At 33.0% G+C, this 17,360-nt stretch carries 11 protein-coding genes and 2 tRNA genes; 5 read left to right on the top strand and 8 right to left on the bottom strand.

All coding sequences use genetic code 11. The annotated features are described in order from the left end of the window. Positions 1-10 precede the first annotated feature (10 nt). The 4 genes from DMZ43_RS14305 to DMZ43_RS14290 all read right to left on the bottom strand — a co-directional run bounded on the left by DMZ43_RS14305 (position 11) and on the right by DMZ43_RS14290 (position 5,862). Complete coding sequence (locus tag DMZ43_RS14305; RefSeq protein WP_131509014.1) at positions 11-3,088, bottom strand: hypothetical protein; 3,078 nt, start codon at positions 3,086-3,088, stop codon at positions 11-13. Positions 3,089-3,537: 449 nt separating this feature from the next. After that, positions 3,538-4,731, bottom strand: coding sequence for a DegT/DnrJ/EryC1/StrS aminotransferase family protein (locus DMZ43_RS14300; protein ID WP_131509013.1), 1,194 nt, complete (start codon positions 4,729-4,731; stop codon positions 3,538-3,540). A gap of 9 nt (positions 4,732-4,740) precedes the next feature. Further along, positions 4,741-5,154 carry a thioredoxin family protein gene (locus DMZ43_RS14295; protein ID WP_131509012.1) on the bottom strand — a complete coding sequence of 138 codons (414 nt, stop codon included), beginning with the start codon at positions 5,152-5,154 and terminating at the stop codon, positions 4,741-4,743. A gap of 78 nt (positions 5,155-5,232) precedes the next feature. Beyond that, positions 5,233-5,862, bottom strand: coding sequence for an NAD(P)H-dependent oxidoreductase (locus tag DMZ43_RS14290; RefSeq protein WP_131509011.1), 630 nt, complete (start codon positions 5,860-5,862; stop codon positions 5,233-5,235). A gap of 155 nt (positions 5,863-6,017) precedes the next feature. On the opposite strand from DMZ43_RS14290, the gene DMZ43_RS14285 reads away from it, so the two are divergent. From DMZ43_RS14285 to DMZ43_RS14265, 5 genes are all read left to right on the top strand, one after another. Then, positions 6,018-6,102, top strand: a tRNA-Ser gene (locus DMZ43_RS14285). Positions 6,103-6,212: 110 nt separating this feature from the next. After that, positions 6,213-6,992: a DUF3108 domain-containing protein gene (locus DMZ43_RS14280; RefSeq protein WP_129761743.1), complete on the top strand. Its 780-nt coding sequence runs from the start codon at positions 6,213-6,215 to the stop codon at positions 6,990-6,992. Positions 6,993-6,998: 6 nt separating this feature from the next. Then, positions 6,999-7,373: an FUSC family protein gene (locus tag DMZ43_RS14275; RefSeq protein ID WP_131509010.1), complete on the top strand. Its 375-nt coding sequence runs from the start codon at positions 6,999-7,001 to the stop codon at positions 7,371-7,373. An 84-nt stretch (positions 7,374-7,457) separates the two neighbouring features. Beyond that, positions 7,458-8,492 (top strand): M28 family metallopeptidase, encoded by a 1,035-nt coding sequence (locus DMZ43_RS14270; protein WP_131509009.1) that lies wholly within the window; start codon positions 7,458-7,460, stop codon positions 8,490-8,492. A 121-nt stretch (positions 8,493-8,613) separates the two neighbouring features. Further along, a complete protein-coding gene (locus DMZ43_RS14265) occupies positions 8,614-10,182 on the top strand; it encodes a M28 family peptidase (RefSeq protein ID WP_131509008.1) in 1,569 nt (522 codons plus the stop codon). 57 nt (positions 10,183-10,239) lie between these two features. On the opposite strand, the gene DMZ43_RS14260 is transcribed toward DMZ43_RS14265, so the two are convergent. The 4 genes from DMZ43_RS14260 to DMZ43_RS14245 all read right to left on the bottom strand — a co-directional run. After that, positions 10,240-10,315: transfer RNA gene (locus tag DMZ43_RS14260), tRNA-His, on the bottom strand. Between the two features lie 60 nt (positions 10,316-10,375). After that, the gene (bshB1, locus tag DMZ43_RS14255; protein WP_129761739.1) at positions 10,376-11,092 is read right to left on the bottom strand and encodes a bacillithiol biosynthesis deacetylase BshB1; all 717 of its coding nucleotides are present in this window, start codon (positions 11,090-11,092) and stop codon (positions 10,376-10,378) included. 7 nt (positions 11,093-11,099) lie between these two features. Continuing rightward, a complete protein-coding gene (locus tag DMZ43_RS14250) occupies positions 11,100-12,269 on the bottom strand; it encodes a PLP-dependent aspartate aminotransferase family protein (protein ID WP_131509007.1) in 1,170 nt (389 codons plus the stop codon). 84 nt (positions 12,270-12,353) lie between these two features. Continuing rightward, on the bottom strand, positions 12,354-17,360 hold a 5,007-nt coding region (locus DMZ43_RS14245; RefSeq protein ID WP_305036028.1), incomplete at its 5' end, for a LamG-like jellyroll fold domain-containing protein.

Below are 17,360 nucleotides of genomic sequence, written 5' to 3'. Positions count from 1 at the left end.
TATTAAATATTTAGCATTTAAAGAATGAGAAATCTTCTCCGTCAATACCTCCCATAGCTCCAATTAGGTTTTCTATGGTGCTGGCAGCTGTACCTACTCCATAAAAAGAATCATATAGTATTTCCTTATATAAATCGCAGGCTAAAGCTTGGAGTGCAATAGTTAAATCTTCATCCATTCCTGTTGTGTTCATCAATATTAAAGCTTGAGATGCTAGCGCATATAATTTCACTAGAGTTAAGCTATAAGCTGCTACAAGACCTAATGGTAAACTTCCAAGCCCAGTAACTGTAAGACCAAAATTCATGGCAGATAAGACTTCTTTATAACCTTCTATAACCTTATCTAGCTCCATCAATTGTTTATAAGTGGTTCTTGAGCCTCCACCTGTTTGGTTTGGTAAAATGCCATAGAGTTCACCTTTAATTGGATCTATTTTCCAAAATGATTTTACTTGTAAGGATGTATCAAAAAGTTTTAAAATACCTCCTCCAAATATTTGTTTTCCATAATAATGATAATCGCTTCCAAGAGTTTGCGAACTGAAACGTTCATCTCGTCCCATTGCTTTATTTAGTAGTAATGGTTTTTCTTTGAGTTGAGAATAGGCACTATCTTCAAACACGTAACCTTCTAAAATTGCTAATTGAGCTGTTTTCTTTAGGGTTTCCTCAAAATTTCCAGTTCCGCTTCTACTTACAGTTTGATATTCTGAAGTTGGTAAAAAATCGAAAGAAGTCTTAGTTTCGTTATTATAAAATCCTGGAGAAAATTTAACAATACAAGATCTAAATCCGTTTGGATAGGTTATGGCTTGCTCTGTTACATTATTTTGAATAGGCTGCAACATACTTAATAATAGAGAAGGATAACTAAATCCACCTTTAGCTATTTCTTCAACCGCTGTTTTAATATTGCCTTGTTGATAGGCTTCAAACCAGTTTTGATTACTCATTAATGCTTGCAAATACTCCGTTAGCTGAATAGAAAGTGTTGGTGCTTCTCGTTCAAAAGCCATAACTGCACCTCCAAGAAGCATTTCGTGCACTTCATCTATCATTTTTCGGGTGAGTTGGGTTGGATTAGCATAAAAATCGTTATGAGGCTCATAACCTGCTAACACACGTTTAATAGGATTTTTTCCTAATCGTTTTATGGTGAGATAAAGTCCAACCATACGATTACCCAAAAGATGGTCACTAGGTTCTGGAAACTTATAGTTTAAATTGACTTTATGTGTTGTATCTTTTAGCTTAACTTCTACATTATGTGCATCTTTTTCAGCAAAAGCAGAATATGTTACTACATAAGTAGGAAATTTTAAACCATCAATAATTTTAGTAATCTCAGTAATGGTAAGCTCTTGATCATCTGCAGCAATCTCAACAAAGTCCATATTTTCTCTCAAATGTTTATATACAGTACCTTGAGGTTTTACATTAAGAAAAATAGCAGGTGGACCAGCCTCATAAATTGGTGTATATGACGCATCAAATGCATCATTATTATCTCCATCAGTTGCATAAAGAATTACATCTACATCCAACTGTTTTGATTTGAGTAATGCTGTATAAATGTTTGAACCCGTTTGCTGAAGTATTACTCTAGCTTTCGGATAGTTTTTTTTGATTGCTGCTTCGGTATTCTGTAAAAACAGTTTTATATTATCACCTGCATATTCACCAGGCATACTTGCAGACGTATCATATAACAATAAAATTTTGGGTGAAAGCACATTTTGATTCATCCAACCTGAAACAGTTTGTCCATTATCAGTAATTTCAAAATTTCTTATTGATATACCTTCAATAATATTTCCTTGAGCATCTTTAGGGCTTAGCTCCAATCGTACTTTTGGAAATGCCTGTGGAAAAACTGTTCCTTCAAAAGAGTGTACTTTTTTTATAGCTGCTGGCTCTTCATTATTAGGCAAACTATCAGGATTATAATTTTCAAATATTTTTACAGCTTCTAAGGTTATTGGTTCACCTAAAACTGTACGCTCCTCTAGATAAGTAGCATCCTTATTAATGTCTTGAAGCGCTAAACAAGGAGTGAAAGAAGTAATTTCAGAAATAGATTTTACTGACTGTTCTTCAAAACTCATATTATTGAGAAACTGAACCTGCAACTGATTCCCTAATAATTCAGAAAGCTTCCAAGTTCCTGTCAACAATTCTGTTTCACTCCAGTGGTCTAAGGCATTTCTACAAGACAATGTAATAGTAACATCTTCATCTTTTGGGTCTTTATATTCGCCTGCTTTATTAAAGGTCTTTTTTTTGTTAGTTGGATGCAAGTTCCCAAAAGACACTTTTGGGTCAAACACATGCGCATACTTTTCAGTTCCTTCTTCATAAAACACAACCGAAGGCACATAGGCTTTATGAAACCTGAAATTAACCGTTCTATCTCTAATATATTTTTTATCAATATTGTTTAAAAGGTTATTGGCTAGTCTTTCGGAGCTTTCTACAATATCTGGTATTTGTTTGTAAGTTTCCTCTTTATTGATTACTCCCATCATTTTTTGCCACTTGTGCATTTTTTTATTGGTAATTGGTGGCGCAAATTCTGGAGTTAATTTTTGATAAACTATTGACTTTGCTTCATCTAAGGTTATTTCGGTTTCTTCCAAAACTACTTTAGCCTCATAACCAGCATCTACTAGCATGTCTTTTAAAATTTCAGCTTTTTCGCGAGGTGTTGCAAGTCCGCAGCGTAAAGCCATCTCTTTCCCATAAATAGTACCATTAGCAGAATGGTGAAGAAAATCGCTTTGCCAAGGAATAATTTGAAAACTATCTCTAACAAAGTTGGTCATTGCTTCTGGGTTTTTAGAAGCAACTAAAGCGTTTCGTCTACCAATAAAATGATCTGGACTTTGCTCTAAAATTTTAATCATGTCTTTCCACACGCCAAAAGGAGGTTTACCTAAATCATCTTTACTACAACTTTGCAAGAGCATTGGTGAAAGATAAAATCCCATACTACCAAGTACCAATTGTTTAAAAAACGTTCGCCTTGACGAATCGTCAATTTGAGTTTGGTTACTATAAAATTGTTTTGATATTTGGTCCTTTTCCATGATTAGTCTAACTGATCAAAATTGAGTGTTTTTAAAATGCTCAAAAAACATCTTTATACTAAAATCTCCTATTACCTTAAAACTGACTGTAAAACGATTATTTAAAAAAACTGTAAACAGTATTTATTTTGCTCTATAACTAAATGTTACTTTACATCTGTCTTATTTTCTTGTTTAATGTCTTGTCCATATATTATAGAAACCGCACATGTATTAACAACAAATAAAGTTTTGATAGTTAAGACTATGCATTTCATAATGATATAGAAGATTAACCTTGAAGTATTTAAAAATAAAAGGGAAACAACAGTGTTGTATATTGTCATCTCCCTTCTCCTTCAATTAATAGCATTGTAAAACTATAATCAAAGCAAAAAAGGGAGTATCACTATTGTAACAAAGTATACAATAAATGTAACATTGAAGAAATTGCCTATCAAAACAGGGATTTAAAGAATTGACTGAATGGCTTTTACCATTTTAGAAGCACGCTCTTTAACCTCTTGTTCTGTCCAAGATAATTTTATTAAGCAAGAAATATTTCTACCGATAAAGTGATTAGATTTAGAAAAATCTTTAGTTTGAAGATACTTTAACCCATCCTTTACTTCTTTAGAAAGCGGATAAAGTGTTTTTAAATCTTTTAAATGCTCCCACTTTCTTATAAAATGCCAATTATTATCATAGTAATGAAAGCAGCCATCAATTCCTGTGTCTTTTAGAGCTTTTACTGCTTTTCTTGAGGTTTCTAAATCAGGTAAGAAAAAACTAAGAAACGAATAACTTTCTTCTCCTCCTTCTGGCACTGTTCTAAATGTAAGTTCAGGAATTACAGAAAATGCTTCTCTAATAATACTATAATTTTTCTTTTGGATAGCTACAAATTCATCTAACCTACGCAGTTGTGCTAAACCAACAGCTGCATTGAGTTCAGATATTCTAAAATTATAGCCTAAAAACGGATGAGTTTCTGCTCCTCTATCATTTCCTTTATGGTCATGACCATGGTCTGAAAAGTGATCAGAATTTGTATAATACTTTTCGTTGTTGGTTAATACAGCACCTCCTTCACCACAAGTAATAATTTTTACATAATCTAAAGATAAGCAACCTAAATCACCAATACTTCCCAGAGGTTTTCCTTTATAAGTGGCACCAGTAGCTTGCGAAGAATCTTCAATTAATATTAGATTATGTGTTTTACAAATGGATTGCAGCTCATCTAAATTTGCCATACTACCACACATATGCACAGGCATTATGGCTTTAGTTTTTGGAGTAATTGCTGCTTTCACAGCTTCAGGATCTAAAGTTAGAGTATCATCAATATCTACTAGAATTGGAATTGCTCCCAACATCATAATAGCCTCAAAACTAGCTACAAAAGTAAATGCTGGCATAATAACTTCATCTCCCGAACCTATTCCTGCTGATGCCAATGCTATAGATACAGCAGCTGTTCCGCTAGACACTAATTGTGCGTGTTTAACTTGTAATGTGTTTTGAAGTTCTTGTTCTAACGCTTTAGCTTTCCAATGGCCATTACGCATAGCATCAAAGCCATAGCGCATTAAAACGCCACTTTCTAAAACGTCATTTACTTCTTTTCGTTCTGCATCTCCGAAAAGCTCAAATCCTGGCATGTAGTAATTTTAAAGCGAGTTTAAAAACGAAATATAACTGTTTAATGATTCTGTGCTGAAATCAGTAGTTGGAGTACCAATTGCTTTACCTGTAGAATCTAAAGTTACAAATGATGAAAATTGATTGATCTTATTATAATGAATAATTAATCGCTTAGGTATATTGTTTTCAGAAGAGTTATCAGCAATTAAAAGTATTGCTTTATCAGCGATAGCTTTAAACTCCTGAGATTTGAATAATTCAATATTCATTTTCTGACTTTCAGTTGAATTAGTATCAGTAAAAAATAACAAAATTGGTTTGTTTTGGTCTTTTGAAGCTTTAACAGCTGTGTTTAAATCTGTTAACCAATTAAACTGACTTTCTTGTGCATAAAAGTTTAAACTAATTAGGCAAACGAATAATACGATAAGCTTTTTCATAAGTGAAGTATTAATTAATAAGATTAACAAATATAAATTATTCAGCGATTAAGGCAAAGCCTTTTTTAACGAATATTATTAATATTCAATAACAGCATTATTAACATTCTTTCTAACTTTCTTAAACGAAGCAAACATATCGTCTTCTGCTCTATAACCAACAGGTAGTAACAATACAGATTTTAAATTTTTATCTTTTAAGTTTAAAATTTCATCATAGCTATCAGCTTTAAAACCTTCCATAGGGCAAGAATCTATCTTTTCAATAGCACAAACAGTCATTAAATTACCTAAAGCAATATAAGCTTGTTTAATTGACCATTGTTGTCTTTCATGTTCAGTCATTCGCTGCATCATGGTTTTTAAATTTGCTCTAAATGGTGCTAAAATGTGCTCTGGTGTGTTTCTTATATTACTAACATTATCAAAATGTTTATCAACATCTTCATCAGTAATATTATCTTGTATGCATATAACCAACAAATGTGAAGCTTCTTTTACTTGTAATTGATTGTATGAATGTTCTACTAAAGAATTTCTAACTTCTTTATCAGAAACAATAACCATACTTATAGTTTGTAAACCAAAAGATGTTGCTGTCAAATTAAATGCTTCTTTAATTATATTTAGCTTTTCGTTAGAAATAATTTTAGTTGCATCAAATTTTTTTGTTGCATATCGCCATTTAAGACTATTTATTATATCCATTATTTATTTTTAAATTTTTGTGCAAAGTTAACACTTGCATAGGTTTAGAGGATATACATTCCATAAATTAATTCTATAGTATTATATTTAGTATAAAAAATTGTTGTTTTTATTTGAAAGAAATAAAAAAGGGTTCTATATTTGCATCCGCAATCGGAGAAATGGCAGAGTGGTCGAATGCGGCAGTCTTGAAAACTGTTGAGGGTCACACCTCCGGGGGTTCGAATCCCTCTTTCTCCGCTTAAAACGCTTCATAATTTTATGGAGCGTTTTTTTTATTGTTATAAATTAAAAATACATTTGGCACAATAAATGTTATTATCTTCGTTATAGAAATCAAACTAAAACCTATGCAAAGAATTATTTTAGTACTCGCTATTTTAATCTCATCACTCACCTATTCTCAAAACAATGCTGTTGGCGCTGGAGAAAAATTAACATTTACTGCTTCTTATAATATGTCAGGTTTAATGACTGACTTAGCCCAAGTAACTATGGAAACTAGTGAGGTAAAAACCTCTAAAGCTACATTACTAAGGCTAAAATGTACTGCTGCCACATATAGCAAATGGGATAATTTTTTTAAAATTAGAGACTTATACGAAAGCTACGTAAGCCCTAAAACGCTTACGCCTTATCTTTACAAAAGAGATATAAACGAAGGTGGTTATTACAAGTTTATGCAGTACAAATACAGTCATAAAACTGGTACTGTTAAAAGTTTAAAAAGAAAAAAGAGAAAAGATGGAACTTTTTGGGATGAAAACAAAAATGTATCCATAGGAAGTGCCACTCGCGATTTAGTATCTACTCTATACAAATTGAGAACTTTAGATTTTTCTAGCTACTCAACAGGAACCTCTAAATCATTTACTGTTTTGTTTGACAATAAAGAAAACGTTGTTAATTTTAAATATTTAGGAACTGAAACTATTTCAACCAACATTGGTAAAAAAACATGCTATAAACTAGCTATTTCTATAAATAACAGTAATGTACTTAAAGGTTCTAATGACAACTTATTATGGTTAACTGCCGATGAAAATAAAATTCCTGTTTATGCTAAATTTAAAATTGCAGTAGGAAGTGGTGAGTTAAAAATAAAATCGGCTTCTGGCTTAAAAAATTAAACATCAATGAGAAAATTTTTAGTAATACTAGGATTTATTGCAGCTGTTCTTGCTGTAGTTTTAGCTGTAACTCCATTATCAAACATTGCATTAATCCCTGCTATTGTAGCATTTATTTTAGGGCTTGCAATTTTTTACCTATCAAAAAAACAAAACCAATCTAAAAAAGTTGTTCAGTATATTTTTATACTTACAATTGTATCTATTGGAATTACCACTTACAAATCGGTATTTAACGAAGTTGAAGTTGGTGATACCGAAGAACTCCAAGAACGTGCAGATGAATCTGTTGAAGATTCTAAAGAAATCCTTGAAGATCTTGACATTGAAGAGATTGATGATATTGATATGGAAGAACTCGATGGTCTTGAAATAGATTAAAAATCCATCGCTTAAAAATCATTGGGAATACTTCGGTATTCCCTTTTTTTTTAGTTTATTTGACTGAAAATAAGAGGTTAATAGATGAAGGTATTTATTTTTGCTTCAGCACTATCTTTAGTAGGTTCTTGTGCAACAAAAAGATATAGCGAAAAAATTCAAGATATTAAAGACAATATTGTTTTTGAGAACTCACAACAAATCAAAGAAATTTCTAAAACCATTGACTCTAGCGAGTTAAAAAAATTGGTTTACGATTTGTCTTCTAGTGAATTTCAAGGAAGAAAAACAGGAGAGTTAGGTTACCATAAAGCTTCAAACTACATTAAAGATTATTATATCAATGAAGCTATAAGTTCCCCTTTAGGAGAAAACAACTATTACCAACAAATTCCAGAATCATTCTTTTCTGATGACATAAAAAGTTCTCAAAATGTAATTTCTTATATAAAAGGTACAGAATACCCTGACGAAGTTATCATTATCTCTGCGCATCTAGATCATGAAGGTGTAAAAGAAGATCAAGTTTATTATGGTGCTGACGATAACGCTTCTGGTACAGCAGCATTAATGGAAATTGCCCAAGCTTTTAAAATAGCACAAAAAAAAGGATTTGGTCCAAAACGAAGTATTGCATTTTTACACCTTACTGGTGAGGAAATTGGGTTAAAAGGCTCAACTTATTATACTGATCATCCTGTTTTTTCATTAAAAAATACAGTTGCTAATCTTAATATGGATATGATTGGTCGAGTAGATGAAAAACATATTGAAAACCCTGAGTATATATATGTAATTGGCGATGATAGATTAAGTACTGAGCTACATTACATCTCTGAAATTGCAAATGATACTTTCACAAATCTTGAACTCGATTATGAGTTAAACAAAGAAAGCGATATCAACCGTTATTACTATAGGTCTGACCACTATAACTTTGCTTTAAAAGGTATTCCTGTAATTTTTTATTTCAATGGAGAGCATGAAGATTATCATAAACCAACTGACACTCCAGACAAAATTAACTATCCGTTACTTCAAAAACGCACACAACTTATTTTTACTACAGCTTGGTATTTAGCCAATTCTAAAAACCGTATAGTTGCCGATAAAAAATAATGTTAAAAATTGTTGTTAAAATCTGTTAAAGATTTAAGCTTTAATCAAGGTTACAAATAACTTTTTGTATTATCGCTAAATTTTTAATTACATACATTCTCTCCAAACTAATTAATAGCTAATGAAAAAATTAATTTTAGGAGTTACTCTAAGCGCTTTAGCATTTAGTTGTAACTCAACAAAAAACTCAGTTGATTCCAAACCTAAAGCTCCAGCTGACCCAACCAAGTATGGTAACACGATTACCTCTGCAGAACTTAAAGAAATGCTCTACATTTATGCTTCTGATGAATTTGAAGGTAGAAATACTGGAGAACCAGGACAGAAAAAAGCAGTAGAATACTTAAAACAACAATACAAAAACTTAGAAATACCATCTCCTTTAAGTGATGATGATTACTTTCAAGAAGTGGCTCTTGAAGCCAGAAAAACTCCTGAAGTAAATATTCAACTTAACAATAAAAACTTACTTAATCTTGAAGACTTTATTTCTATAGGGAGTCCAACAACGCAATCATTTTCGGTAAATGACATTGTTTATGCAGGCTATGGTATTGAAGCCGAAAATTATTCAGACTATAAAAATATTGATGTTAAAAATAAGGTAGTATTAATTAAAGCTGGTGAACCTAAAAACGAAGATGGAACTTATGTTACCACAGGTAAAACTGAAAACACTACTTGGTCTGAAGGTCGAAGAGCTAGAAGTGCAAAAAAGAATGTTGCATCAGAAAAAGGTGCGAAAGCTATTATTATTTTAGACGATGTTACTTTTCCTAGATATGCAGCTTATTACAAACGAGTTTCTAATTCGCAAAGTAAAGGTAGAATTTCATTAATAAACAATGATTCTGATTTACCACAATTTATGGTTAACAGCACAACAGCTAAAGCCATTTATGAAAATATCCTTGAAGACGACCAAGCTAAGACTATTAATACTAGTTTGTCTATTGATATTAAAAGTGAAGTAACTCCAGTACATTCAGAAAACGTGGTTGCCTTTATTAAAGGAACTGAAAAACCTGATGAAATTGTTGTTATATCTGCTCACTTAGACCACGAGGGTATAAAGGATGGAAAAGTATACAATGGTGCTGACGATGATGGCTCTGGCACAGTTGCTATTTTAGAAATTGCTGAAGCATTTAAAACCGCTGTAAATGATGGCTATGGACCAAAACGTTCTATATTGTTTTTACACGTTACAGGTGAAGAAAAGGGACTTTTAGGTTCAAAATATTATACTGACAGTGATCCTATTTTTCCTTTAAAAAATACGGTTGCCAACTTAAATATTGACATGATTGGTCGTGTTGATGAAGCTCATAAGGACGACAGAAATTATGTTTATGTAATTGGGTCTGATATGTTAAGCTCTGAGCTAGATAGTGCTTTACAAAAGGCGAATAATAATTACACAAAGATAAATTTAGATTACAAATACAATAATGAAACTGACCCAAACCGTTTTTACTACAGGTCTGACCATTATAACTTTGCTAAAAACAATATTCCTGTTATTTTTTATTATAATGGAACTCATGAAGATTATCACAGACCAACAGACACACCAGATAAAATTGAATACGATTTATTAGAAAACAGAACTCGCCTAGTGTTTTATACTGCTTGGGAAGTTGCTAATAGAGAGCAAAGACTTATTGTTGATAAAGCCAAAAAAGATTAAAGCCTAAATGCATTATACAAAAGAAGCCTTTCAGAATACTGAAAGGCTTTTATTTTTGGGTGGAAGATCGGTCTCGAACCGACGACCTCCTGAACCACAATCAGGCGCTCTAACCAACTGAGCTACAACCACCATTTTAAATTGGATTGCAAATGTAATTCATTTACTATTTTCTACAAAGTGTTTTTTTAAATTATTTTAAATCAAATATGCTATTTACTGCTACATAGCGTTCTACAGTAAAGCCTTCAGCAAACTCTACTCCTATTAACCGTCCTAAATCCCTAGCTCTATATTTAACACTATCAGTAAAGTTTTTACTTGAAATTGGTGTGTTTGGTGCTGTATTACTAGGGTCATAAAACTGTGTTTTATAAGCTAATACAGATTTCATTTTAATATCAATTACATCAGAAACATCAACCACAAAATCAGGCTCTATTGTTTTCCATTGTATGTAATGGTATACATGTTTAGGTCTCCATTGCTCCTGTGGTTTCCCTTCTATTTCAGTTTCAATTTTTGTAAGTCCGCTTAAAAAACAGGCATCACTAACTAGTTTACTACCTTTACCATGGTCTATATGTCTATCATCAATAGCATTACACAATACGACTTCTGGTTGATATTTACGAATCATTTTTATGACTTCCAATTGATGCTTTTTATCATTTATAAAAAACCCATCTGCAAATCCTAAGTTTTCTCTTACCGAAACTCCTAATATTTTAGCTGAGTTTTCAGCCTCTTCTTTTCGAGTCTCAACAGTACCTCGTGTTCCTAATTCACCTCTAGTTAAATCAATAATTCCTACTGTTTTACCATTGGCAATTTCTTTGGCTATTGTTGCGCCACAACCCAACTCTACATCATCAGGATGCGCTCCTATAGCAAGTATATCTAATTTCATTTCTTTTTTAACTTATTAGTTGGCTCTTCTTCACTGAATGAATAGCCTGTTCAATATCATTCATTAAATCTTTTCGAGATTCAATTCCTACAGAAAAACGTATCAAATTATCACTTATCCCTAAGCTATCTCGTTGTTCTTGTGTTAATAATGCATGTGAGGTTTTATGTGGCGACAGCATTGTGCTTTCTACACCTGCTAAACTCATTGAAGGTTTAATCAATTTTAATGCGTTTTGAAATTGGCTAGCGTCTAATCCGTCAGCTAATTCAAAAGACAACATACCTCCAAAACCTTTCATTTGCGATTTAGCTAGATCATATTGCGGATGGCTTTTTAAACCAGGGTAATACACTTTTTTAATGTCAATATGCGCATCTAAAAACTTAGCCATTTTTTTAGCATTTCGGTTTTGGGCTTTTACTCTAAGACCAAGCGTTTTTATACTACGTTCTAGCATCCAAACCGTAAAATCGCTTAAACTTCCTCCTAGATTTTTACCAACATTCCAAATGGTATCAATGTGCTCATTAGAACTTGCAATAGCTCCAGCTAAAATATCACTATGACCTCCTAAATATTTAGTAGCTGAATGCATTACAATATCAATTCCTAAATCAATAGGATTTTGATTTACAGGACTCGCAAAAGTATTGTCAATACAGGTTACAATACCTTTTGATTTTGCTAAATCTGCAACAGCTTTTATATCAGTAATTGTTAATAGAGGGTTTGAAGGGGTTTCTATAAGAATAAGTTTTGTGTTTGGTTTTATCGCATTTTCAAAGTCAGACACATTAAATCCATTTGTAAATGTGTACTCTATATTATGCTTTGGAAACTCCTCCCTAATAAAATTTGTTGTACCTCCATACAATGTGTTTTGAACTACCAAATGGTCTCCAGCTTTTAGAAAAGCAAAAAGTGTAGTACTGATAGCTGCCATACCAGAACCAAAAATCATAGCTGCTTCAGCATGTTCTAAAGCTGCTATTTTTTTGGATAAAAATTCTTGATTAGGCGTATTAAAATAACGAGGATAACGTTTTACATCCACATCTTCAAACTGATAAGATGTTGACATATAGATTGGAGATACAGCTCCTTTAAACTGTTCGTCTTTAATTTCACCTACATGTGTACAAATGGTATTTAATCCTAGCTTTTCTTCAGACATAATATAGCATTTAACAATGCTTAAAATTACAAAAAAAAGCTATCAATTTACTTTATACAAGATAATTCAAATCATAGAAAATGATCAGTTGTTTTTCACAATTGCTTTTACACTATTTGTTGTTTTATCTGAACTAACTTTTATAATATAACTTCCATCTGGAATGTTTGTCACAGGAATTCTTACTGCTCCATTTAACTCAAACGCTTGTATATTATCCCAATTCTGAATTTCTTGACCTATCATATTTATTAACTGGACATTTTTAATAGCAGACACATTAGGTGTTTTAATGTAAATTTCTTGAGTATTGTTTAAGTAATTAATGATTGTTTTAGCAAAAACTTCATCATCAATTGATAGGCTACTTTCTGTTGTAAATGTGATATAAAAACGACCTAAGTAATCATTTGGATCTAGTAATATTTGGAAAGCTTCATCATTTATCTCAAAATAAGTACCCATTAAGGCATCATACACATATACGTCAATATCTGTTTCAAAGTTTTCCAAAGCCTTTAACGATATTTCATAAGTCCCAAAGGTATTTATAAACATTGCCAAAGGATATTGACTATTAACATCAAAATCTCCTACTCCTTGTGTTGTAAAATTCCTGTCTTCTATTCTCCAAAACAGGTCGTTTGAAAACTCCGCATCAGCATTTTCAGCATCATAAGCAACATCAATACCATCTGTAGCCATATTATTTGGCACAAACCCTAACAATAAAGGGCGAATATTACCATCAGTAGTTTTAAATTCAATTCTAACACGTTTAATGTCTTGATTTGGATCACTATCAACCTGATATGATGTACCAGCATTTGAATTGCTAGATCTTATAAACTGAGAGTTTGCAGAAGTTTCTCTAACAAATACACGCTGGCTATTTTTAAATTGAATAGTTCCTCCTAAATGACTTGCTGTAACAAAAAACCCTTGAGAAACAGGAATATATCGTCCAGGTATCTTGGTTGGTGTTCCGCTACCACTCACTAAAGGAGGTGATACTGCAGGATTTCCTCCTGTAAGGTTATACGTTGCATAACCGCCTTCATAATCTTCTAAAATATGAGTGAAATTAGAAACATAATGTTCCCAGAAATACAATGTTCCATCTATACTTTGAGATGTTCCTGGATTTCCACCTGGAATATTATCAAAAATAAAGGCATTAGCATCAATTGCTGAAGGGTATGGATTTCCTATTAAGGCTTGGTTACCTATAGTAACTGGAGTAGTGATAGTACCATTATTAGGTTTTCCAACAAAAACATAATTTTGAACATCATTTACTGGGTCTCCTGCTCCACTTCCTTTCATTGTAAATGCTAAACCTGTTGCTAGGGCATCATTTTCAGACAAGTCTCTCCAAGCAGCATAAGTATCTTCAGGGTAATTTTCATAAGCATACAACCATCTACTACTTAAGGTAATAGGAGTTGTGCTTCCTATTGCGTCATTAGCTGTAGTCCATAACAAACTTAATGGTGTATTTGAATTAGTTCCATCTCTTAAAACACTATTAATTGCAAACGGATTATTATTAGATGTTGTACTTAATTCACTAACAGGAGAAGTCCAGTAGTTGTAATTATACAAATTAGTTGTTCCTTGTTGGTCACGTTCTAACTGACCAGAACTTGTAACATCCAATATACTACCTTCATCTTGAAGCAACTGAGACTCACCAAATAAATCTATATTTCCATCCAATTTAAGGTAGTGAGTTACTCTTAAAAACTGACCATCATTGTATTCATCTTGAGAGGTTCCTGGGTCAGTAATATTTAATGTTTTATTAGGTACTATAGACAATAAACCTAACACTGTTATATCCTTGTTACCTGAATCAATATTATGAGAAGTTTCAACTATATTCCAATCGATTGGAGTAACTCCGTCAACACCAATGCTATTAGGCGCATCCCAAACATCAAATTCTGTCCATGTATTATCAGTAGACCATAATTGACCATCAACTCTAGATGTATAAGGTAAAGGAGCTGTGTTAGGCTGAGCTGTATCCATATTGATAAGTTGGCCTCTAATACCTTTATAAGGAATTAAGAACCCACAATTAGAATCCATACGATAATACCCATCTAAATCAGTCCAATTTAAACCAGGAACATCTAGTGGTACTACAGCTCCAATAACAGCTGTATTATCTTCAATTTCCTGATTCATCATTTGACGAATTTGGTCAACGGTTAATGCAGAATTCCATATCCTTAACTCATCTATCCATCCATTAAAATAATTCACAGGTCTATTAGGAGCATTATTTGCTTGATCCATTGCTCCTACTAAACTTTTCATTGAATTACTTGAAGGAGAAGCACCAGAAACTCCTGTACTAACCTCAATTCCATCTATATACATTCTATATGTACCATTGTTGTTAGTTACTGCAATATGATACCACCTATCTGTTGATATTGGGTATGACGATTGAATAGTTCCTGAGGCGTTCCAGTTAAATTGAACAATAGAATTGTTAAGTCTTAAATCATAACCTGTAGATAAATCATTTGCATCACGCTTAGAAAAAATGGCTTGAGTACCCACTACAGATTCTGGCTTAACCCAAACCTCAAGACTAAATTGATTTGATAAATTATAATTATTGCTAAATGTTACATGGTCGTCAATTCCATCAAAATCCACAGTAGGACAACTTTCAATAGTGACTAACATAACATCCGAACACCCAACAGAAGGTATTGTCCAAGTCAATTCATAAGTTCCAGGTTCAGCGAAAAATTTTGACCTTGGACTAGAAATATCTGAAAAAGAATAACTACTACCACACCCAGAAATAGAAACTGCAGACCAAACACCAGCAACACCAGTTCCTGGATACGTACCTGAAGTAAATATTGCAGGATTATTAACTCCATTAACAATATTATCAGCAGCAGTTATAGTATTATCATAAGCGTTTAAACTCACTTCCTCTCCACATTCGGCAACAATTTGCGTTATATCTTCGCCTGCATAAGCTAAACTTGCGTTAACAGAAATAAACTCAGTTCCCTCGTCTCCATCAGAACGACAACCATTAATCAAAGAGGTAACACCATAGGTTTGTACTCCTGGAGTAACAGGAGTAATTGTTGTTGTTGATCCTGTGGTAACAACAACTCCGCTTTCATCTGTCCATTCTATAACTTCATCAATAGGAGCTTGTGGAATAGTAATATTTTCTAATGCCCAAGCACTATTAGCTGTCCCATGATAGGTAAATTTAATTCGTAAACCAACAAGACCAATATAATCCTGAAGATCAATAGAAACATGATTATCGACATAAGTCTGAGGTCTTCCATTGCATCCATTAGGTCCACCTCCACCAAATCCAACATTTCCAAAAGTAATACTGCTAGGACCAGTATAATTATAAGAAGGTCCTGGATCTAAAGTAATTGGATAAGTTGCACCATCGTTTAATGAAAGTTCTATTTTCACCCATGCTCCAGCCTCTAAAAAATACGCTTGATCAAACTCTAAAGTAGCAGTTGTTAATCCTAATGTATTAAATATTGGTGTTTCAAGAGTTGTTAATGGTGTTATTGTATGATTTGGACTATCATATGGAGGAATACCACTAGCTATTCCAAATTTATTTCCTTCTGGCGAATCATAACATTTATTGTTAAAATTTTTCGGACCATTAGTTCCTTTCCAATACGTATCATTTCCTGTATTCCCACTCGCATCCCAAGTAGCCATACCATCAACTAACCACCCTAAATTATTAAGGTTAGATGTATTGAATAATCCTCCTTCAGTTAAATCAGGATTAATTCCAAACTCACTTTGAGCCACAACAGTTATATCACTTCCTAAACAAATTGTTAAATCACTATGGCTTACGATAGTTGGAGGAATATCTGGCGGAATGACTGCTAAGTAAACAATATTTGATCTCGCCTCACAACTACCAAAAGCAATTACAGCTCTCACTAAAGTAGTCTCGGTTATTGCTAGTGAAGTATATGTTGCATTAGTACTATCGTTTGAAGGAGAACTCCAGCTAAGTCCACCATCTGTTGAAACTTCATAACCAGAAATAGTCCCAGTGTAACCACTTAAATTCAACAAAGCATATTGAGGTTCATCAGGGCATGCCGTTACTTCTATGATATTAGAATCTGGATTCGTATTAATTGGATCACCACTACCATCAACCAAATGACCTATCAAAGTTCCACCTGTAATAGTTGGACTCGTAACTGTTACTGAAGCTGAACAAGTAGAACTGTTTCCATTACCATCGTCTACTGTTAATACTATTATGTTTGTTCCAATATCGGTACAATCAAAAGTACTTTGCGATAAAGATAAATTAACTACTCCGCAATTATCATTAGATCCATTATCAATTTGAGTACTAGTAATTGTAGCTAAACCTGTTGTATCATCTAATTGAACAGTAATATCTTGGCAGATAGCTGTTGGGTCTGTAACATCATCAACCACTACATTTTGTACAACATTAATAGAATTTCCATTTCCATCATCAAAATTCCATGTTATTGCAAATGATCCTTGAGTTGTATAGGTTAAAGGGTCAGATGTAGTTCCAGTAATTGTTCCCAAACAATTATCTGATACTGTAGGAACAGGGACTGTCACACTACACTCTGCAGAAATTACAGGTAGATTAGGAACTGTTGGTGCTGTGTTATCCTGAACAGTTACTGTTGCACTACAAGTCGATACGTTTCCGTTATTGTCTGTTACTGTTAACGTTACTGTGTTGGCTCCTATATTGGAACAATCAAAACTCGTTTGGTCTAATGACATACTTGCTATTCCGCAGGCATCGTTTGATCCATTGTCTATATCTGAAGTCGTGATGCTTCCGTTTCCTGAGGCATCTAATACAACTGTTGCATTCTGACAAACTACTGTTGGTGCTGTGTTGTCCTGAACGGTTACTGTTGCACTACAGGTTGATACGTTTCCGTTATTATCTGTTACTGTTAACGTTACCGTGTTGGCTCCTACATTGGAACAATCAAAACTCGTTTGGTCTAATGACATACTTGCTATTCCGCAGGCATCGTTTGATCCATTGTC

Origin of the sequence: Meridianimaribacter sp. CL38 (assembly GCF_004328055.1) — a bacterium.
GTDB lineage: Bacteria > Bacteroidota > Bacteroidia > Flavobacteriales > Flavobacteriaceae > Gaetbulibacter_B > Gaetbulibacter_B jejuensis.
Note: the sequence above shows the minus strand (reverse complement) of the source record. Positions and strands in the feature narration are given on the sequence as shown.

Bases quoted from the DNA above. Each gene is read 5' to 3' on its own strand.
- DMZ43_RS14305 (WP_131509014.1), bottom strand. From the start codon at position 3,088: ATGGAAAAGGACCAAATATCAAAACAATTTTATAGTAACCAAACTCAA.
- DMZ43_RS14300 (WP_131509013.1), bottom strand. From the start codon at position 4,731: ATGCCAGGATTTGAGCTTTTCGGAGATGCAGAACGAAAAGAAGTAAAT.
- DMZ43_RS14295 (WP_131509012.1), bottom strand. From the start codon at position 5,154: ATGAAAAAGCTTATCGTATTATTCGTTTGCCTAATTAGTTTAAACTTT.
- DMZ43_RS14290 (WP_131509011.1), bottom strand. From the start codon at position 5,862: ATGGATATAATAAATAGTCTTAAATGGCGATATGCAACAAAAAAATTT.
- DMZ43_RS14280 (WP_129761743.1), top strand. From the start codon at position 6,213: ATGCAAAGAATTATTTTAGTACTCGCTATTTTAATCTCATCACTCACC.
- DMZ43_RS14275 (WP_131509010.1), top strand. From the start codon at position 6,999: ATGAGAAAATTTTTAGTAATACTAGGATTTATTGCAGCTGTTCTTGCT.
- DMZ43_RS14270 (WP_131509009.1), top strand. From the start codon at position 7,458: ATGAAGGTATTTATTTTTGCTTCAGCACTATCTTTAGTAGGTTCTTGT.
- DMZ43_RS14265 (WP_131509008.1), top strand. From the start codon at position 8,614: ATGAAAAAATTAATTTTAGGAGTTACTCTAAGCGCTTTAGCATTTAGT.
- bshB1 (WP_129761739.1), bottom strand. From the start codon at position 11,092: ATGAAATTAGATATACTTGCTATAGGAGCGCATCCTGATGATGTAGAG.
- DMZ43_RS14250 (WP_131509007.1), bottom strand. From the start codon at position 12,269: ATGTCTGAAGAAAAGCTAGGATTAAATACCATTTGTACACATGTAGGT.